At 56.8% G+C, this 19,833-nt stretch carries 20 protein-coding genes; 10 read left to right on the top strand and 10 right to left on the bottom strand.

The genetic code is table 11. The features are described 5' to 3' along the window. Nucleotides 1–31: 31 nt before the first annotated feature. The 5 genes from AC2FH0_RS19605 to AC2FH0_RS19585 form a co-directional block, all read right to left on the bottom strand. Nucleotides 32–661: an OmpA family protein gene (locus AC2FH0_RS19605; protein ID WP_282027744.1), complete on the bottom strand. Its 630-nt coding sequence runs from the start codon at nt 659–661 to the stop codon at nt 32–34. A gap of 17 nt (nt 662–678) precedes the next feature. Beyond that, nucleotides 679–2,088, bottom strand: a complete 1,410-nt coding sequence (locus AC2FH0_RS19600; protein WP_496703305.1) for a type II and III secretion system protein family protein — start codon at nt 2,086–2,088, stop codon at nt 679–681. Nucleotides 2,089–2,282: 194 nt separating this feature from the next. After that, the gene (gene cpaB, locus AC2FH0_RS19595; RefSeq protein ID WP_271950513.1) at nt 2,283–3,164 is read right to left on the bottom strand and encodes a Flp pilus assembly protein CpaB; all 882 of its coding nucleotides are present in this window, start codon (nt 3,162–3,164) and stop codon (nt 2,283–2,285) included. Between the two features lie 143 nt (nt 3,165–3,307). Beyond that, a complete protein-coding gene (locus AC2FH0_RS19590) occupies nt 3,308–3,517 on the bottom strand; it encodes a hypothetical protein (RefSeq protein WP_281973276.1) in 210 nt (69 codons plus the stop codon). Between the two features lie 81 nt (nt 3,518–3,598). Further along, the gene (locus tag AC2FH0_RS19585) at nt 3,599–3,805 is read right to left on the bottom strand and encodes a hypothetical protein (RefSeq protein WP_142637976.1); all 207 of its coding nucleotides are present in this window, start codon (nt 3,803–3,805) and stop codon (nt 3,599–3,601) included. Between the two features lie 352 nt (nt 3,806–4,157). Between AC2FH0_RS19585 and AC2FH0_RS19580 the strand changes: the two genes are divergently transcribed. Further along, a complete protein-coding gene (locus tag AC2FH0_RS19580; protein ID WP_496692894.1) occupies nt 4,158–5,024 on the top strand; it encodes a lytic transglycosylase domain-containing protein in 867 nt (288 codons plus the stop codon). A gap of 43 nt (nt 5,025–5,067) precedes the next feature. Here AC2FH0_RS19580 and AC2FH0_RS19575 read toward each other — a convergent pair whose 3' ends face one another. The 5 genes from AC2FH0_RS19575 to tldD all read right to left on the bottom strand — a co-directional run bounded on the left by AC2FH0_RS19575 (nt 5,068) and on the right by tldD (nt 12,065). After that, nucleotides 5,068–5,694 (bottom strand): 3-oxoacid CoA-transferase subunit B, encoded by a 627-nt coding sequence (locus AC2FH0_RS19575; protein WP_142637980.1) that lies wholly within the window; start codon nt 5,692–5,694, stop codon nt 5,068–5,070. Continuing rightward, nucleotides 5,694–6,398 (bottom strand): CoA transferase subunit A, encoded by a 705-nt coding sequence (locus tag AC2FH0_RS19570; RefSeq protein ID WP_496790154.1) that lies wholly within the window; start codon nt 6,396–6,398, stop codon nt 5,694–5,696. Before AC2FH0_RS19570 ends, AC2FH0_RS19575 begins: the two co-directional genes overlap by 1 nt. 91 nt (nt 6,399–6,489) lie before the next feature. Further along, nucleotides 6,490–9,123, bottom strand: coding sequence for a type I DNA topoisomerase (gene topA / locus AC2FH0_RS19565; protein ID WP_496790152.1), 2,634 nt, complete (start codon nt 9,121–9,123; stop codon nt 6,490–6,492). 150 nt (nt 9,124–9,273) lie between these two features. Continuing rightward, nucleotides 9,274–10,404, bottom strand: a complete 1,131-nt coding sequence (gene dprA / locus AC2FH0_RS19560) for a DNA-processing protein DprA (RefSeq protein ID WP_271950505.1) — start codon at nt 10,402–10,404, stop codon at nt 9,274–9,276. 239 nt (nt 10,405–10,643) lie between these two features. Next, on the bottom strand, nt 10,644–12,065 hold the full coding sequence (gene tldD / locus AC2FH0_RS19555) for a metalloprotease TldD (RefSeq protein WP_142637988.1): 1,422 nt from the start codon (nt 12,063–12,065) through the stop codon (nt 10,644–10,646). A 176-nt stretch (nt 12,066–12,241) separates the two neighbouring features. On the opposite strand from tldD, the gene coxB reads away from it, so the two are divergent. From coxB to AC2FH0_RS19510, 9 genes are all read left to right on the top strand, one after another. Then, nucleotides 12,242–13,153 carry a cytochrome c oxidase subunit II gene (gene coxB, locus AC2FH0_RS19550; RefSeq protein WP_496790150.1) on the top strand — a complete coding sequence of 304 codons (912 nt, stop codon included), beginning with the start codon at nt 12,242–12,244 and terminating at the stop codon, nt 13,151–13,153. Between the two features lie 87 nt (nt 13,154–13,240). Beyond that, a complete protein-coding gene (cyoE, locus tag AC2FH0_RS19545) occupies nt 13,241–14,197 on the top strand; it encodes a heme o synthase (RefSeq protein WP_496790149.1) in 957 nt (318 codons plus the stop codon). After that, nucleotides 14,194–14,355: a cytochrome c oxidase system small membrane protein gene (locus tag AC2FH0_RS19540; RefSeq protein WP_185956706.1), complete on the top strand. Its 162-nt coding sequence runs from the start codon at nt 14,194–14,196 to the stop codon at nt 14,353–14,355. Before cyoE ends, AC2FH0_RS19540 begins: the two co-directional genes overlap by 4 nt. Continuing rightward, nucleotides 14,355–14,930, top strand: coding sequence for a cytochrome c oxidase assembly protein (locus AC2FH0_RS19535; protein WP_496703997.1), 576 nt, complete (start codon nt 14,355–14,357; stop codon nt 14,928–14,930). The genes AC2FH0_RS19540 and AC2FH0_RS19535 overlap by 1 nt, the downstream gene beginning before the upstream one ends. A gap of 22 nt (nt 14,931–14,952) precedes the next feature. Beyond that, nucleotides 14,953–15,768, top strand: coding sequence for a cytochrome c oxidase subunit 3 (locus tag AC2FH0_RS19530; RefSeq protein ID WP_142637996.1), 816 nt, complete (start codon nt 14,953–14,955; stop codon nt 15,766–15,768). A gap of 155 nt (nt 15,769–15,923) precedes the next feature. Next, nucleotides 15,924–16,601, top strand: a complete 678-nt coding sequence (locus tag AC2FH0_RS19525; RefSeq protein WP_496703998.1) for an SURF1 family protein — start codon at nt 15,924–15,926, stop codon at nt 16,599–16,601. Further along, nucleotides 16,598–17,986: a threonine synthase gene (gene thrC, locus AC2FH0_RS19520; protein ID WP_496790147.1), complete on the top strand. Its 1,389-nt coding sequence runs from the start codon at nt 16,598–16,600 to the stop codon at nt 17,984–17,986. The genes AC2FH0_RS19525 and thrC overlap by 4 nt, the downstream gene beginning before the upstream one ends. After that, the gene (locus AC2FH0_RS19515; RefSeq protein WP_142638002.1) at nt 17,983–19,245 is read left to right on the top strand and encodes a M16 family metallopeptidase; all 1,263 of its coding nucleotides are present in this window, start codon (nt 17,983–17,985) and stop codon (nt 19,243–19,245) included. Before thrC ends, AC2FH0_RS19515 begins: the two co-directional genes overlap by 4 nt. After that, nucleotides 19,245–19,829: a GNAT family N-acetyltransferase gene (locus AC2FH0_RS19510; protein ID WP_496707621.1), complete on the top strand. Its 585-nt coding sequence runs from the start codon at nt 19,245–19,247 to the stop codon at nt 19,827–19,829. The genes AC2FH0_RS19515 and AC2FH0_RS19510 overlap by 1 nt, the downstream gene beginning before the upstream one ends. Nucleotides 19,830–19,833: the final 4 nt, after the last annotated feature.

Below are 19,833 nucleotides of genomic sequence, written 5' to 3'. Positions count from 1 at the left end.
GAATTGGGCGACGATGCCGCCCAATCACAGTTTATTGTTCGCTTGTATCGCCAATAGCGGTTTCGCGGCGCAGCTGGGATTCATAAACCGCGCTTTCCACGTACTCACGATTGACGATAGCGGCGTATTTGCCATCGAGTAGCTGGGGTGCACGATCAACGAAGCCTGATACTTCGGTCACGGTGCGCCTGTTGCGACGGTCTCGATCCGGCGTAGCCACGAGAGGTCGAGACTTACCGAATGAAACAACCGCCTCCAACCGCGAGCGAGAGATACCCTGCCGCGTAAGGAACGCAACAGCCGCATTCGCGCGCCGCTGGCCCAGGCTTTGGTTATATGCCGTTGATCCAACAGCATCCGTATGGCCATAGACCCGGAACCGTGCCTCGGGGAACTGTTTGATCCAGTTCGCCTGACGCAAGAGTACTCGCTGAGCTGTTTCGTCCAGTTGAGCGCTGTTGAAATCAAAGTTGATCTGGGTCGGCACTTCGGCTGCGAACCGTTGGCCCAGGATCTGGGCATATGTCAGTTCGCCATTCATTACTTGAATGTTGTTCAGTGTCGCATTCCCGAACGCGCCCTGATCGGCTTCGTATCCGGCCTCACGCGTACATGCGGCGACAGCGACCGAAAGACCCAGTGTGATGATCCACTTCTGCATTGGTCCTATCCTCCTAATCAATCCAGGACGTAGCCGTACGAGCTACCGAAGTCCTGATTCGCGACTTCCGAAGCTGCACCGGCACCCAGACGTTCAGTCCGACCGACTTTGCCATTGACGAACAGATCAAATTCGCTGGGCGGTTTGACCCGATCCGTAGGCAGAGCCAGTGCCTCGCCACGAGTCGGCGACACAAGGTGGGCTGTGATGATGATCACCAGTTCACTTTGCTGACGCTGATATTCCGCGCTGCGGAAGAGGGCGCCAAGAACCGGGACGTCACCCAACCAAGGAATCTGGCTGTTCAGGTCGGTGAAATCATCCTGGATCAAGCCAGCGATCGCAAAGCTTTCACCATCGCGCAGCTCAACCGTTGTGCTGGTCTGGCGTGTGATGAAAGATGGAACATTATCACCTTGAATGGTGAAGTTCGACGAACCATCGATAGCTGACACGGCAGCAGCCATTTCAAGGTTGATCAGATCACCATCCACAACGCGGGGGATAAAGTCGATTTCAACACCGAAGGCTTTGTATTCAATCGCAATTACGCCGTCGTCCTGCGGTACCGGAATAGGAACTTCACCACCTGCAAGGAACGTCGCTTCCTGACCCGAAAGTGCGGATAGGTTAGGCTCTGCTAGGCTGCGCGCCAGTCCTTTGGACTCGAGTGCCTCCAGCAGCAGACGAACCTGTGTGGAGCCTGCGCCAAAGCCGAACAGAATTGCGCCGGTATTCGTCTGTACCGCCGGAATGGTGTTGTTGGTCAGGGCATTTGCCAGAGCGCCAGCATTGTTCAGCGTGTTGATACCACCATTCACGTCACTGCCGCCGAAACCAAGCGATGCAGTCAGGCTTTTAGCTACCGACCGATTCATCTCGGCAAAGCGCACTTTCAGCATGACCTGCTGAACGCCGCCAACCGACATGAGGTTCGATACGCGCTCCGGTGCATAGCGCTCTGCCAGCTCCAATGCCCGCGCCAACTTGGCAGCGCTAGAAATTGTGCCAGAAAGAACGATACCGTCATTGGCGGTGCGAACTTCGATAGGCTCGGTTGGCAAAATCTGGCGCAGACGTTCTTTAAACTCGGTAACATCCGGTGCCACACGGACCCGAACATTAGCAAGTAGATTACCTGCACCGTCGAACAATGTCAGGGTCGTCAGGCCAGGAGCCTTACCCAAAACATAGATAGTACGATCCGAAAGCGACGAAATATCAGCGATGCCTGCATTGGCGATGCTGAGTTCGGCAAACGGTTGCTCACTTTCTACAACTATTGCGCGGTTCATTGGCACATCAAGCGTTTCCGCTGTACCCTTCTTTACCACGCGAAGTGTTTCAGCCCAGGCAGCATTGCCGACTGGGCCAACTACGAGCGCCAAGCCCAATAGGGCTGCGCTTATCCAGGAACTTCTTTTCATGTGACCTGCCTCTCCGATCACGCCTCGTTTTTTGCGGCTACTGCCTTATGTCTGATAACACTGCGCGAATTGAGAATTTATTGCAATAATCAATGGTTTCTGGAATTTTCCTTATGTGGACAATGCGCAACATGCGAACAAATTAGGGCCGCGCAATTCGCGCGGCCCCGGTCATGTAACGCACTGATTTTCTGTTAATTTGTGCAGGGTGTTACTATTCCCGTATCGACGATCTCGGCACCGCGGCGCGTCTTGACCGTACAGACCTCTTCCGCGATTTTGGGTGCCACGGGGACGACATCTTTAATGCCCAGAAGTTTTCTTTGGTCAACTTCGACCGCGCTTGCGATTGTGTCGTCTTGCACGCCAACCAGCGCCAAAGACAGGCGGCCGGTGTTCTGAGCCTGAGCCAGTGCCGCGATTTGTTCCGGAGTAGCAGCGACCGTAACGGTGCGCGCGATCGTGGCTCCGGTCAGATCGGACCCGGCGCTCTGGTCAACAGCGATCAACTCAATGCTGGTTTGAATCAGGCGGGTGATTTCGCCGCGCGACCCATCGATTCCGCCACCATATGAACCGGTCCAATAGACATCGATACTGTCACCAGGGCGAAGGAAGCCGGATACGCCCGAGGCAACGTCCACGCTGATTGCAAATGCGCGCTTACCTTTCGCGATTCGTGATGTCAGACCCGCTGCCTCGCCTGGTTTGGTTACTTTGACCTCCATCAGGGCTTCGTCTTTTTCCATGGTCCTCAGAACGAAGCGGTCGCCACTGGCGTCCTCTGGAAACAGGACGGCCATTTCAAGGAAGCTTCCTTCGGGAATTGCATCCTCAGGCCATTTCACGATCCGCACATCTTCGGCGACCAGACGCTCACCATATTTAAGAGCACGGTTCGAAACCAGAACGTCCACCGTCGGGACGGACTTAACATTTGCCAATGCTTCCTGAGCCGCCAAACGTTCTCTAGCCAATTCCGCCTGATACTGAGAAATATAGTCCCGCGCCATATAAACAGCTCCTCCTGCCAGAGCCACCCCAACAATCAGGACAAGTCCAAATACTGCACGCATGCGCGTTCCCTCATTTATTTGTATGCGATGTCAGTCGTCATAGGGAATACGACTTCAACTGACTATTGGTTACAGGAGAATTGTGTCGAAAAGGGGGACAATGAAGTATTTTTTTGACGCCCGTGTCCTTAGTGCCAGATTGATCAATCTGATTCCGATGCCTGTTCCTGATTCGCAGAATAGACCTCTATACCGCGAAGTGCGTGACCCGTCTCGGTATCGACGTGTTGTACCCCGCCCGTCAAATTGAATACGGTGACAAGTCCAAGGCCGACCAGCGCAGCAGTAAGCACCACCCAATCAACGGTGATTGCGCCATGTTCCCCGGATAAGAATTTTGAAATACCCTTCATCGCAGGACCTCGTCTTTTTTCTATAAAAAAGGGGGCCGCGATCTGACGAGCGCAGCCCCCTTCAAAATTCTATCTAAATAATTACGGGGTTGTTGGGCCCGCGTTAGGTGCAGTAACAACAACACCCGTCAGGGCGGTGTCAATGTCGCCAGCCAGATCGTCGACACCGTCGCTAACCTGTGTCCAAGCAACAGCGGCCAGGCCAACAACAGCTGCGGTCAGAACGACCCAGTCTACTGTTACGGCGCCGTCTTCGTCAGTGGTGAAGTTCTTGATGAACTTGATCATGTTACGTCCCTCCTAAAGGATCTAATAAGTCTAATGAACCTCGGCGTCTTCCAGAGCTTCGTCTCTCAGTCCGCTCCCGATCGTCTCGGTATGGCATTATGTTTGCCTGTTGGGCGTGGCAGGAATTGGGCCAAACCCCAAATTTTTGTGCCTCAGCTTAACTTTTTGGTAGCTTTCCGTTTAACTGATTGAAATTAAAGTAATAAAAATATTCCCTCCGTACGAGTACCGATAAAACCCGATGCAAAATGGCGCCAAATGAGGCGAAATTGCCCCAATTCACATTGTTTTTCTGGCCTTACAGACAGATTCGGGGTTCAAATTGACGCAAAAGAGAACGTGAGGCAGGCAAATGAATCTCCGGAACGCAATAACTTGCGCCGGCTTGGCGCTGGCAGTGGTGTCCGCACCTGTGTCTGTCCCCGCCAACGAAGTCGAACCGCGTGGCGTATATAAACGGATCAAAGCACCTAAACCCGGCCAACGTCCGCGCATTACCGTTCAGATATCGCCTACAGAACATGCCTCAGCACCTTCGGCGCCCAGCACAGGGGCTGAGATCGTAGTTCCTGAGATTATCGCGAGGACACGTGTTACGCCTCCGGGGCTTCCGGGAATTACGCCGCAAAACAAACCCGTCGGGTCATATAAAGCGTTCTGGGACAGGATCTCACCCGGGATAGATGAGGCCAGTTCGGGTCGTTTGCAGGACTCGATAAATGCGCTTGCCGCCATAAACGTAGCCTCGCCCCGATTGCAGACGCTTCAGAATATTGCTCAACGGCAGGGGATCGACATTTTACGCTCGACCGTAGGGACAAATGTGTCGCCTGCGTTGGTGCTGGCCGTCATCTCGGTTGAATCGGCGGGCCGGGAGAAGGCGGAAAGTTCGGCCGGAGCGCAGGGGCTGATGCAGCTTATGCCCGCGACCGCGAAACGATTTGGGGTCGAGGACAGCCTTCACCCGGGGCAGAACATCTCGGGCGGAGTGAAATACCTGAACTGGCTGATGGAAGAGTTTGGAAACGACCCGATCCTGGTCCTGGCCGGATATAATGCGGGCGAGGGTGCGGTTCGCAAACATGGTGGTGTACCGCCTTATGCGGAAACACGGGATTATGTGCCCAAGGTTCTCGCGGCTTTTCAGGTGGCGCGAGCGCTGTGTTCGACACCGCCCGAGTTGATTTCTGACGGGTGCGTGTTTCAGGCTCTTAATTGACCAAGGCCCACACTGAAGTGGGCCTTGCCATTAGGTGAATTGATCAGTCGACAATCGTCGCCTGTGTCGCGGCGCGCATCTCATCTTCGCTGACACCATCTGCGAGCTCTACGATCTTCAGGCCGCCATCGACCACATCCAGAACTCCAAAATTGGTGATGATGCGATCCACAACACCCTTGCCGGTCAGCGGCAGGGTGCACTCTTTCAGCACTTTCGATTCACCGTGTTTGTTGGTGTGATCCATAACCACGATCACACGTCCGACGCCTGCAACCAAATCCATCGCGCCGCCCATGCCTTTGACCAGCTTGCCGGGAATCATCCAGTTGGCCAGATCGCCTTTTTCATCCACTTCCATGGCACCCAGGATTGCCGCGGCGATTTTGCCGCCCCGGATCATGGCGAAAGACGTAGCGCTGTCGAAATAAGCAGTCCGAGAAAGTTCGGTGATCGTCTGCTTGCCTGCGTTGATCAGGTCCGGGTCTTCGTCGCCCTCGAAAGGAAAGGGACCCATACCAAGCATTCCGTTTTCGGATTGCAGGGTGATATCCTTGTCGCCAACATAATTTGCCACCAGCGTCGGGATACCGATGCCGAGGTTTACATACATGCCGTCTTCCAGCTCTTGCGCCGCGCGGGCGGCCATCTGATTCCGGTCCCAGGGCATTATGCGTCCTCCTTCTTGCGGGTGGTGCGCTGTTCGATGCGCTTTTCGTGATTGCCCTGAATGATGCGGTGCACATAGATGCCGGGCAGGTGGATTGTGTCCGGATCCAAAGAGCCACGGGGCACGATCTCTTCAACTTCGACCACACAGATCTTGCCGCAAGTGGCGGCGGGCACGTTGAAGTTTCGGGCGGTCTTGCGGAACACCAGATTGCCGGTGTCGTCGGCTTTCCACGCCTTGATAATCGCCAGATCTGCAAAAATACCTTCTTCGAGAATATAGGTCTCGTCGTTGAAGTCTTTGTGTTCTTTCCCATCGGCAATAACAGTGCCTACGCCCGTTTTTGTGTAGAAACCCGGGATCCCGGCACCACCTGCGCGCATCCGTTCGGCCAGGGTGCCTTGAGGGTTGAATTCCAGTTCAAGCTCACCGCTGAGGTACTGACGCATGAATTCGGCGTTTTCGCCCACATATGAACTGATCATCTTTTTGACCTGCTTCGTTTGCAGCAGGATACCGATACCGAAATCGTCCACGCCCGCATTGTTCGAGGCAAAGGTCAGGTCTTTGGCACCCGAGGTCTTGATTGCCTCAAGCAGAAGCTCGGGAATCCCGCACAGGCCAAACCCGCCGGCGGCGATCAACATGCCATCCGAAAGCACGCCATCGAGCGCTTCGTTGGCATTGGCATAGATTTTCTTCATGGAAAACTCCCCCAATGAGATGGTGTTGGGCAGGTTGTGCCGTCACGTCACGGGGAAGTCAATGAAACCGGGCGAAGGGTGGTATTTCTACCTAACCGGCCTTCTTGGTTGTCTTCTTGGCGGCTTTTTTCTTGGGCGCCGCCTTTTTCTTGGTCCCTTTGAGGGCCGCGCGCTCATTGACCAGTTCGATGGCCATTTCCTGCGTTACGTCCTCGGGTTTGATGTCTTTGGGAATGGTCGCGTTGACCTTTTCCCACTTCACATATGGACCATAGCGCCCATCCAGAACCTGCATGGCGCCACCATCGGGATGTTCCCCCAGTTCTTTCAGCGCTTTGGCCGCAGCCCGGCGTCCGCGCCCCGGATTGGAGCGCTTTTCAGCAAGCAATTCGACCGCGCGGTTCATGCCGATCTCGAACACGTCATTGGGGTCTTTGAGGTTTGCGTAAACCGGTTTGGCCTCGTCCGCCAGCTGGTGCATCAGATATGGTCCGAACCGCCCGAAATTCGAGCTGATCATACCGCCCTCGGGGTGCTCACCAATCTGGCGGGGCAGGGATAGCAATGTCAGCGCCTTGTCCAGATCCATATCATCCTTGCTCCAGCCACGTGGCAGCGAGGCGCGCGGAGGTTTCTTGTTCTCGGGCGTTGGCTCTCCACGTTGAACATAAGGTCCGAACCGGCCGGTCTTCAGCCAGATATCATCACCCGAATCTTCACCCAGCAGGCGCTCTTCACCCTCGGCACCTTCACCGGCGATAGGACGGGTATAGGTGCATTCGGGATAGTTGCCGCAGCCGACGAACCCGCCAGTGCGTGAAGTTTTCAGGTGCAACTGGCCTGCGCCGCATTTCGGACAGACACGCGGGTCAGATCCATCCTCGCGTGGCGGATAGAGCTGCGGTGCCAGTGCTTCGTCCAGTTTGTCCAGCACTTCGGAAATGCGCAGTTCCGATGTCTCGCCAATCGCGGCCGAGAAGTCGCGCCAGAATTTGCCCAACAGATCCTTATAGTCCCGATCACCTGCACTCACATCGTCCAGCTGTTCTTCCAGATTGGCGGTGAATTCATAACCGACATACTGACGGAAGAAGTTCAGCAGAAAAATCGTGACGATCCGCCCCTTTTCTTCGGGGATCAGCCGGTTCTTGTCCTTGCGTACATATTCCCGGTCCTGAATCGTTGTGACAATCGAGGCATAGGTCGACGGTCGCCCGATCCCCAACTCTTCCATCCGCTTGACCAACGTCGCCTCGGTATAGCGCGGCGGCGGTTGAGTGTGATGTTGCAGTGCCAGAACTGATTCATTGTCTGACAGAATGGCCTCTTTCGCGGCCCGGTCCGTGCCAGCGCTTGTCGCTTTGGTGAACTGATCCCGCAACGTGGTTTTAGAGAACCGTGCAGGGTCGCCCTGCATGATCTGGGGCAGGCGTTTGTCATCCTCATCGGCGACATCATCGCGGCCTTCTTCATAGACACGCATGAACCCGTCAAACATCACCACCTGACCGGTCGCGCGCAGGCCAACCTGCCCATCTTCGCTTCCGATTTCGACAGTTGTGCGTTCCAGCCGGGCAGCGGCCATCTGGCAGGCAATGGTGCGTTTCCAGATCAGGTCATAGAGCTTGCGCTGATCGTCGTCCGTTACCTTCAGCGCTTTGGCATCGCGGGTCATATCCGTAGGCCGGATGCATTCGTGGGCTTCCTGCGCGTTCTTTGCCTTGTTCTTATAGATGCGAGGGCTGTCCGGCACATATTCCGCGCCATAGCGGTCGGCGATGGTCTCGCGCGTAGCCGCCACGGCCTCGGGGGCCATGTCGATGCCATCGGTTCGCATATAGGTAATGTAGCCGGCCTCATACAAGCGCTGTGCCACTTGCATCGCGTGACGCGCACCCATGCCGAACTTGCGGCTGGCCTCTTGCTGCAGGGTCGAGGTCATGAAGGGTGCGCTGGGATTTCGAGCGGCGGGTTTCGCCTCGACCGAAGTGACACTGAGCGCGCGGCTGGTGATCGCCTGCACCGCCAGTTCGGCCTGGGTTGAGTTGGACAGATCGTGCTTGTCCAGCTTTTTACCGGCTAGTGTGACCAGGCGTGCCTCATAGGTCTGACCACGGGGTGTTTCGAACAGGGCGCGCACCGACCAGTATTCCACCGGTTTGAACGCCTCGATTTCCATCTCTCTCTCGACGATCAGGCGCAGGCAGACAGACTGCACGCGGCCTGCGGATTTTGCACCAGGCAGTTTGCGCCACAAGACGGGCGACAGGTTGAACCCAACAAGATAATCCAGCGCACGGCGGGCCAGATAGGCCTCGACAAGTGGCATGTCCACCTGACGGGGGTTTCGCATTGCCTCGGTCACTGCGTCCTTAGTGATGGCGTTGAAGGTCACCCGGCTGACAGGCGTATCCTTTTTGATCGACCGGCGTTTGGTCAGTGCTTCCTGCAAATGCCAACTGATCGCTTCACCCTCACGATCGGGGTCGGTGGCGAGGATCAGGGCGTTGTCTTCTTTCAGCGCGTCGGCGATGGCTTTGACATGTTTGCGGCTGTCGTTCCCGACCTCCCATTTCATCGCAAACTCATCCTCGGTATCGACCGAGCCATCTTTGGGCGGCAAATCTCGAACATGGCCGTAAGACGCCAGAACCGTGTAGTCCGGGCCAAGATATTTATTGATTGTTTTGGCCTTGGCAGGGGATTCTACAACAACTACAGGCATTTAAGGGGAAACCTCGCTCGACGGAATTGGCGCCTTCTATGAGTGTGCAAGATGTGTAGGGCAAGAGCGAATTGTCAATGCGTTCCTTTGAAGGCAAGGATTTATACGCGATTTCAATGGGATACATGTGTAAGATTGGATATCCAACACTCAGGCGGTCAATGACAGAAGACCGCCGGGTTGGCGTTGAATACGTCCGTCCAGTTCCAGATCGACCAAAACCGGGGCAATTTCACCCGCCGTTGCCTCAACATCGCGGATCAACTGGTCTTCGGCGATAGGAGAGGGGCCGAGCCGGGTCAGAATTAGGCGTTCCAGGTCATTGGTTGAGCATGGTGTGCGGGGTAAATTCTTTTGGAGCATTTGCTGGGGTTCGAATAGGTTCGCTTGCTGCGGTAGCGCTTCGATCACATCTTCTGCAGACCTTATCAAAGTAGCACCGTCGCGGATCAGCAGGTTGCAGCCAGCCGCACGCGCGTCAAACGGGTGTCCGGGCACAGCCAGAACATCGCGCCCCTGGTCCAAGGCGTCGCGCGCTGTAATCAGGCTGCCGGATTTGGCGGCGGCTTCGACCACAATAACGGCCTTTGCCAGGCCCGAGATGATCCGGTTGCGACGCGGGAAATGGCGCGCCTGTGGCGTGACGCCCATGGGTTGCTCCGAGACGCGCAGCCCGGAACCTGCGATTTCAGCGGCAAGATCGGTATTTTCAGCAGGGTAAACCACGTCGACCCCCCCCGCCATAACGGCGATGGTGCCTGTTTCAACCGTGGCTAGGTGCGCCGCGGTATCAATCCCGCGGGCCAGGCCAGAAACGATCACATAACCCTGTTTTCCCAGATCGGTCGCCAATCCGCGCGCCATTCGCGCGCCCAGAGATGAGCAGTTGCGGGCACCGACCATAGCGACCGAGGGGCGCTGTAAAAGAGAGGTGTCACCGATTGCCCACAACATTGGCGGAGCATCATTCAGATCATGTAAAGCGGATGGGAAATCGGCGGACCCTAGGCACAAAAGCCGCGCATTGGCAGCTTTTGCGGCCTTGAGTTCCGCCTCAATCACGCCGGGCGGGCAGATTTCATACCCTTCTATTCCGGCAGCGCGTGCCATTTCCGGCAGCGCGGCCAGCGCATTCTGCGCCGAGCCATGTTCGCGAAGCAGCCGCCGAAACGTCGCCGGGCCCACTTTGCGAGAACGCAACAGACGAAGCCAGGAAAACCGATCCTCTTCCGTGGTGGGTGGGAGTGTGGGGTGATTGGAAGAAAGCTGCTCTTCGGTCATCCGTTGCTCCGTCTGATTGCAGAACTGGTTTACGGCTGCCAGGGTTAACAGCGTGTGAATCCCGTCAAATTTTCCGGATATATTTCGAGTCTCGGTTGTCTCAGTTGCGTAGGTTGTTGAAAAACAACGGCAAAAAATACAGCCGAGTCGGAAGTCGGAAAACGCCTCTCCGCAAAGTATCAATGCATATCCAAAGCGGGGCGTTAACCCTGCGCTTTGGAAGCAGTGACCGATTCTACTTAGGCCGCCGATCCTCCAATCGTCAGCCCATCCATCAGGACCGTAGGTTGACCGACGCCCACGGGCACCCATTGGCCATCCTTGCCACACGTGCCCATTCCCGGATCCAAGGCCATGTCGTTGCCCAACCCGCGAACGCGTTTGAGGGCAGAGGGGCCATCGCCAATCAATGTTGCCCCTTTGACCGGCGCGCCGATTTTGCCGTTTTCAACCCGGTATGCCTCGGTACAGGAAAACACAAATTTGCCGTTGGTGATATCCACCTGACCGCCGCCAAAGCCTACGGCCCAGATGCCATCCTTTATATCGGCTACCAAAGCGGCGGGATCGGCATCGCCACCCAGCATGATTGTATTTGTCATCCGTGGCATTGGTTTATGGGCATAGCTTTGACGCCGCCCATTCCCGGTTGGCGCAACACCCATCAGACGGGCGTTCTGGCGATCCTGCATATATCCGGTCAGGATGCCGTCTTCGATCAGCACCGTGCGCGAACTGGGTGTGCCCTCATCATCGACGCTGATTGATCCGCGCCGGTCGGCGATTGTGCCGTCATCAACGACCGTGACGCCTTTGGAGGCGATCTGTTGACCCATCAGCCCGGCAAAGGCGGAACTGCCCTTGCGGTTGAAATCCCCTTCAAGGCCGTGGCCAATTGCTTCGTGCAGCAAGATGCCAGGCCAGCCAGGGCCCAGTGCGACCTCCATCACGCCCGCAGGGGCGGGAACAGCCTCGAGGTTGACCATGGCGATGCGAAGGGCCTCGCGGGCTTTATCCTGCCAGTCGGTTGGGTCGATCAGCCCGTCCAGGCCGATCCGGCCACCTCCACCGGTCGAGCCGCTCTCACGACGGCCGTTCTGTTCCACGATGACCGAGATATTCAACCGGGTCATGGGGCGGACATCGCGGACCAGAATGCCGTCAGGGCGAAGAATCTCAACCTCCTGCACCGCAGCAGCAATAGTAGCACTGACCTGTACTACACGCGGATCAAGATCACGGGCAAAGGCGTCAATCTCGCGCAATGTTTCGATCTTGACGGGAAAACTGGCAGATTCGATCGGGTCTTCGTCTGTATAGAGGCGCTTGTTGGTGGCCCGGGGGGCATCAGCTAGCGTTCCGCCACCATCACCGACCGCCAGCCGCGCGGTCTCGGCGGCCCGTTTCAGGGCAGGAATCGAGACGTCCGTTGAATGCGCATAGCCTGCCACTTCGCCCTGTACGGCGCGCAGGCCGAAACCTTCGGACGCGTCATAAGAAGCGGTGCGCAAGCGCCCGTCATCAAAGACCAGAGACTCGGATTTCCGGCGTTCAACGTACAGTTCTCCGTCCTCGGCCCCGGCGGTGGCGGATTGCAGTACTGCAAGCGCTTCGTCATGTGGAAGAGCGCTTTCAAACGGGCGAAACGGGTCGTTGGGCATCTCTTGGGACCTTTCGAGTTTGATCCAGATCAAAAATAGCGTCTGTTTGACGCAAGCATTTTGCTTTATCTACCCGCAGGAATATGGTTTTTAACGCGGCCAAAGACAACGGGTGAGGTGTGGCCGATTCACACCTTTTCGCCAGGGACGCAAAGATCAAACGATCAGGACAGAAAATGAAGAACGCTTTGAAGCTTTCGGGGCTTATGACAGCCCTCTCCAGCCTTCCCGCCATGGCTCAGGAGCTTGAGATTATCGGTCAGCCGGTTGACGGCGGCATAGGATTCCAGCCCGCAGCCACAAGCCTTGCCGAGGGGATTCATCGCCTGGATAATATGATTCTGGTGATTATTACCGCGATCTGCATATTCGTTGCGGGCCTGCTGATTTACTGCATCATGCGTTATAACCAACGCGTCAACCCGACCCCGGCGCGATTCTCGCACTATACTCCGGTCGAGATCGTCTGGACGTTGGGTCCGATTCTGATTCTAGTATTCATCGGTGCTTTCTCTCTGCCGGTTCTGTTCAAGCAGCAGGAAATTCCCGAAGGTGATGTCGTTATCAAGGTTGTCGGCAACCAGTGGTATTGGACATATGAGTATGTCGATCACGATTTTGCATTCGACAGCTATCTGCTTGGCCATCCGGCCACGTTGGACGAAGGTACCCGCCCCGCCGATGCGGACGTGACGGCGTTTGTCCTGGATGACGCGATGCGGGCCAAGCTGGCAGACGCAGGGTATAGCGACGATGAGTGGCTGCTGGCCACCGACACAGCGGTAGTTGTCCCGGTTGGAAAGGTCATCGTGATGCAAGTTACTGCGTCCGACGTGATCCATTCCTGGACCATTCCGTCCTTCGGTGTGAAGCAGGACGGTGTACCCGGACGCCTGGCTGAGCTGTGGTTTGAGGCCGAAAAGGAAGGCATCTATTTCGGCCAGTGTTCGGAACTGTGCGGCAAAGACCATGCCTATATGCCGATCACTGTCAAAGTTGTCAGCCAAGAGGCGTATGACGCGTGGCTGAAAGGTGCGATCGACGAGTATGCGGGCCTGCCGCAGAACTATCAGGTCGCTTCGAACTGATTTCAGTAAGGGCGGGATGCGTCCCGCCTGCTACAAGATGCAGGCTGTGCGAGAGATCGCACAGCCTTCGCCCCAAAAGGACCCGAGATGAGCGACGCAAGCATCAATGCAAGCCAAACGACCGCCCAAGCGTATGCGAATGAGGCCAGCTTTGGCGATTACTTCGCCCTGCTGAAGCCGCGCGTGATGTCGCTGGTTGTATTCACGGCGCTTGTTGGTCTGCTGGCAGCGCCGGTACCGGTACATCCGTTCGTTGGGTTCTGCGCGATATTGTTCATTGCCATCGGAGGTGGCGCATCCGGCGCGCTGAACATGTGGTGGGATGCAGATATCGACCGCGTTATGAAGCGCACCAAAGGTCGCCCCATACCGTCGGGCAAGGTACAAGAGGGCGAAGCGATGGCCTTGGGCCTGGCACTGTCCGGCCTGTCGGTGATCATGTTGGGTCTTGCAACCAACTGGTTCGCCGGAGCCTTTCTGGGCTTCACCATCTTCTTCTATGTCGTTGTCTACACGATGTGGCTCAAGCGCTCGACGCCACAGAACATCGTGATTGGCGGCGCAGCTGGGGCTTTCCCGCCGGTTATCGGCTGGGTCGCTGCAACCGGATCCATGTCCGTCGAACCTTGGCTGATGTTTGCCCTCACCTTCATGTGGACGCCGCCGCATTTCTGGGCGCTGGCCCTGTTTATGCGGTCGGATTACGACGATGCGGGTGTGCCAATGTTGACGGTAACCCATGGTCGGCGGGCGACGCGCTGGCATATTCTGGTCTACACCGTTCTGCTGGCAGCGCTTGCGATTGGAACCGGCTTTTCGGCAATCGGCGGTCCGGTCTATCTGACCGTCGCTATTGTACTGAACGCGTTGTTCCTGCGCGGAGCATGGGCAATCTCGCGTCGGACCGAGGATGACTCCGAGGCTGATAACTTCAAAGTTGAGCGTGGCTTTTTCAAGCTCTCGCTGCTGTATCTTTTCCTGCATTTCGGCGCGATCCTTGCCGAAGCACTGCTGAAGCCTTACGGGCTGGGAGGCTGGGCATGAGCCTGCGCAAAAGCCATGAGTTGCATCAACGTCGGTTCAGCCGAAATCTGGGGGTTGGCCTGACGCTTGCTGCATTCATCGTGCTGATCTTTGGGCTGACGATCGTCAAAGTCTCAGGGACCGATTTTAACAGGGCCATGCAAGAGGTGCAGAACTGATGGCGCTCACAGGGCCGCAAAAAACCGTCGTGCAAACCGTCGGCGTTGTTGTTCTGATGGGCAGCCTCGCCTGGGCTTCGGTGCCGTTTTACGACTGGTTTTGCCGGGTCACCGGGTATGGCGGCACAACCGGAGTGGCTGAAGCCGCGCCAGAGGACATCCTTGAGCGCACTGTTACCGTTCGCTTTGACGCCTCAAAGGCGAAAGACATGGCCTGGGAATTTAAGCCGGTCGAGCGCCAGATGGAAATCCGCATCGGCGAAACGGGCCTGGCCTTCTATGAGGCATATAACCCCACGGACCGCCCAATTGCCGGTCAGGCGTCTTACAACGTTGCGCCTTATTCGGCCGGTGGGTATTTCCAGAAGATCGCCTGTTTCTGTTTTGAAGAACAGGTGTTGCAACCCGGAGAACGGGTTCAGATGCCGGTGAGCTTTTTCGTCGATCCCGAAATGGTCGAGGATCTGGAAGCCAAATATGTGCATACGATCACTCTGTCGTATACATTCTACGAAATTGACCTGCCCGAGGGCTATGCCGCCCTTGATGTTCAGGGTGATACAAACAAGAACTAACGCCTGTAGGTGAGGGACGCTGATGGCACACGCAAAAAATCATGATTACCACATTCTGACCCCTTCGATCTGGCCACTGATCGGCGCTGCGGGCGGCTTTGTGATGTTGTTCGGAGCCGTCCTCTGGATGCACGGCGTCACCTCCTACATGTTCTGGGCCGGTCTTGTCGCGGTTCTTTACACCATGTTCGCCTGGTGGTCCGAAGTGGTGGCCGAAAGCCGTGTAGGCGATCACACGCCGGTCGTGCGCATTGGCCTGCGCTATGGGTTCATCCTGTTCGTGATGTCCGAGGTGATGTTCTTCTTCGCCTGGTTCTGGTCGTTCTTCAAACACCGCATGTACCCGATGTACGACTATGCGGGCACCGAGTACATCCAGCCGGATATCCACGCGGTTGACCCGTTCCACTTGCCGCTGATCAACACGCTGGTCCTGCTGCTTTCGGGCTGTGCCATCACCTGGGCGCACCACGCGCTGGTGCATGACAATGACCGCAAGGCGCTGATCAACGGCCTCGCTATCGGTATCGTTTTGGGCATCGCCTTTACCGCTCTGCAGGGCTTTGAGTACTACGAATTGCTGGCCCATGAGGGCTGGAAATTCGGTGGTGATCAGTTCTATTCGAACTTCTTCATGGCAACCGGCTTTCACGGCTTCCACGTGATTATCGGCACCATCTTCTTGTCGGTCTGTTTGATCCGGGCACTGAAGGGTGATTTCACGCCGGAAAAGCACGTTGGTTTCGAGGCCGCGGCCTGGTACTGGCACTTTGTTGACGTTGTCTGGCTGTTCCTGTTCTTCGCAGTCTATATCTGGGGACAAGCCCCTTTGATCTGACGCCGGACCGGTAACAAAATTGCAAAAGCCGCCCCCAAGGGCGGCTTTTTCTCTATCAGGGTGCAAGATTGCACCCGATACAAATGGGTGGTTGCAATTCAGTTCACACCGCCCTTAACAAGACGCCGGTTTCTGCAACAAGGTTTGACCCCGCCATGCGCCGCATAACTTTCCTGCTGATCTTCGGGCTCGCCGGTCTGGGCGTACTTGTGTCGCTGGGCGTCTGGCAGGTACAGCGGCTTGGGTGGAAACAAGACGTGTTGGCCGAGATTAACGACCGGATCTCCGCCGAACCTGTTTCCCTGCCGCAGCAGCCTTCCGAGACACGGGACAAGTACTTACCGGTTTTCGTCCAGGGTGAGATGCAGCCGGGTGAAATCCATGTTCTGGTTTCGGTGAAACAAGTAGGCGCTGGCTATCGAGTTATCCAAGCTTTCGATACTGGCGACCGGACTATTCTGGTCGATCGCGGTTTTATCCCAACCACTGCCAAACAGGTTGAAAGACAAACCGGGCAGATCGAACTGACGGGCAATCTGCACTGGCCGGATGAGATCGACGGCTATACGCCCGAACCCGATTTGTCTGCTAATATCTGGTTTGCCCGCGATGTTCCCGCTCTTGCCGCAGCTCTGGGAACCGACCCGGTTCTGCTGATCGCACGGTCCCAAACCGATCCGAATGTGACCCCTCTGCCAGTGGACACTGCGGGCATCCCGAATGATCATCTGGGATACGCGATCACATGGTTTGGCCTGGCTTTGGTCTGGGCTGCGATGACTGGTTATTTCCTGTGGCGCGGTCGCGCCCCATCAGAAAGTGAAGCGCAATGAAATATGTCTCAACCCGCGGGCAGGCGCCCGAACTGAGTTTTGAAGAGGCGATGCTGACCGGGCTGGCCCGCGACGGCGGCCTGTATCTGCCCGCCGAGATCCCGGTGATGAGCCAGGATGACATCGCTGCTTTGGCCGGCCTGTCCTATGAGGAGATCGCCTTTCGTGTGATGTGGCCCTATGTCAGCGGATCATTTGGGGAAGATGAGTTCAAACAGATCATTGCCCGCGCCTATAAAGGGTTCGGCCATGACGCCCGCGCACCGTTGAAGCAGTTGAACGAGAACCACTTCCTGCTGGAGTTGTTTCACGGCCCGACACTGGCCTTCAAAGACTTCGCCATGCAGCTAATCGGTCAGTTGTTCCAGGTAGCGCTAAAGCGTCGCGGGGATCGGGTGACTATCGTGGGCGCGACCAGCGGTGATACCGGTTCTGCCGCGATTGAGGCGTTCCGGGGGCTGGATGCGGTAGACGTGTTTATCCTGTATCCGCATGGCCGCGTTTCCGAGGTGCAGCGTCGTCAGATGACCACACCTTCGGACAGCAATGTGCATGCTCTGGCCGTCGACGGTGACTTTGACGACTGTCAGGCCGCGCTGAAAGATATGTTCAACGATTTCGACTTCCGTGACGGTGTGAAACTGGCCGGGGTGAACTCGATCAACTTTGCCCGCGTGCTGGCACAGATCGTCTATTACTTCTCAGCCGCGGTCAGCCTTGGCGCGCCACATCGCAAGGTCAGCTTTACCGTGCCTACGGGTAATTTCGGGGACATCTTTGCGGGCTATCTGGCCAAACGCATGGGCTTGCCGATTGACCGGTTGGTAGTGGCGACCAACCAGAATGACATTCTGCATCGGTGTCTGGCAGGCGAAGGGTATTTCAAGGGAGACACGATCCCTTCGATCAGCCCTTCGATGGATATTCAGGTCAGCTCGAACTTTGAACGGGCGCTGTATTATGCCTATGACGAGGATGGCAATTCTGTGGCTCAGCTGATGGACGAGCTGATGACGGGCGGCTTCAATGTCAGCCAAGGCGCGATGGAAGCGTTGCGCGAAAGCTTCGACTCGGGCCGCGTGTCCGAAGAGGAAACACTGGCGACGATCACAGCCACGCTGGCCCTCAGCACCGAACTGGTCTGCCCCCATACTGCCGTGGGTATCAAAGTTGCCGAGGAGCACCGCGACGCGAACGTCCCGATGATCACTTTGGCGACCGCACACCCGGCCAAGTTCCCGGCTGCGGTCGAGAAGGCGAGTGGCGTACATCCGCCTCTTCCCTCTCGCATGTCTGATCTGTATGAACGTCCGGAACGGGTGACCCGCATCGCCAATGATCTGGGCGCCCTTGAGGATCATATCAAAGGGCATATCGCCGAGTGACTGTCAGACAAGACCAACTGAAGAACGGCTTCCGTATCGTCAGTGAACATATGCCGGGGCTGCAATCTGCGGCCATAGGCATCTGGGTAACCGCCGGTGCGCGCAATGAGCGGATCGAACAAAATGGCATAGCCCATTTCCTTGAGCATATGGCGTTCAAGGGAACCAAACGGCGATCCGCGCTGCAAATTGCCGAAGCGATCGAGGATGTGGGCGGGTATATCAACGCCTATACTTCGCGCGAGGTGACGGCCTATTATGCGCGCGTTCTAAAAGACGATGTGGCGCTGGCGATGGATGTCATCGGTGACATCGTCCTGAACCCGATCTTCGATCCGCGCGAGATTGAGGTCGAACGCGGTGTGATCCTACAGGAAATCGGTCAGGCCTATGACACGCCCGACGATGTAATCTTTGACTGGCTGCAAGAGCAGAGCTATCACGACCAGCCCCTGGGCCGGACCATACTTGGCCCCACTGAACGCGTCAGCGCATTCTCGCGCGAGGATCTGTCGGGTTTCGTGGCCGAGCATTATGGCCCTGAACAGATGATCCTATCCGCTGCTGGTGCGGTGGATCACGATGCACTGATGAAAACGGCCGAAGAGATGTTTGGTCACCTGCAACCACGCAAGGGTTTGATCCCTGAAGTGGCCCGATTTACCGGTGGTGAGGCGCGGCAGGAAAAAGAACTGGAGCAAGCTCATTTCGCTTTGGCGCTGGAAAGCCCTGGCTATCGCGACGACGCGATCTATACCGCGCAGATTTATTCGACCGCGCTGGGCGGGGGTATGTCTTCGCGCTTGTTTCAGGAAGTGCGGGAAACACGCGGGCTTTGCTATACGATCTTTGCCCAGGCCGGCGCCTATGCCGACACCGGGACAACCACGATCTACGCGGGCACATCTGCGGATCAGATCGGTGAGTTGGCGACGATCACCATTGACGAAATGAAACGTGCCGCCGAGGATATGAGCCCCGAAGAGGTCGCCCGTGCTCGTGCGCAAATGAAGGCCGGAATGCTGATGGGGCTGGAAAGCCCCTCCAACCGAGCCGAGCGTCTGGCGCGTCTGGTGCAGATCTGGGGACGGGTGCCGTCGCTTGAGGATACTGTTGCCAAGATTGACGCGGTCAGCACCGAAGATGTCCGCAGCTTTGCTGAGCAGATAGCAGCACAAGCGCCAGCGGCGCTGGCGCTGTATGGTCCGGTATCAGGTGCACCTACACTCGCGGACTTGCAGGAGAGGCGCGCGGCGTGATGCTTCTGGGCAGACGCAAGCTGAAACTTGAAACCGAGCGGCTCAGCTTGCGCCCTCCCGTGCACTCCGACTTTAATGACTGGGCAGCGCTGCGGCGCTCGTCCAAAGACTTTCTGACCCAGTGGGAGCCGATCTGGGCTTCGGATCATCTGAGCCGGAAGTCATTTACCAACCGGGTCTACTGGGCGCAGCGCTCGGTTGCGAGCGGGACGGCGATTCCGTTGTTCCTGTTCCGGCGCTCTGATGATCTGCTGGTTGGTGCGATCACGCTGGACAATGTGCGCCGTGGCCCAGCACAGGCTGGGACCTTGGGCTATTGGACCGGTCAGGCTTTTGCTCGCAACGGGTATATGCGTGAGGCTATTGGCGCGGTGGTCCATCATGCCTTCACGCGGTTGGACCTAAGCCGGATCGAGGCGGCGTGCTTGCCCGAAAACAAACCTTCGCGTGGGTTGCTGGAAAGCTCGGGCTTTAAGTACGAAGGCGTGGCGCAGTCCTATCTGCAGATTGACGGGCGCTGGCGAACGCATGTGTTATATGCCTGTCTGCGGTCGGACCGGCGCGGCAAGACAGACGCAGGGTAGGACC

This window comes from Ruegeria sp. CDSC051, assembly GCF_059610665.1.
The sequence above is the reverse complement of the archived record's forward strand: the minus strand, read 5'-3'. Positions and strand labels throughout refer to the sequence as shown.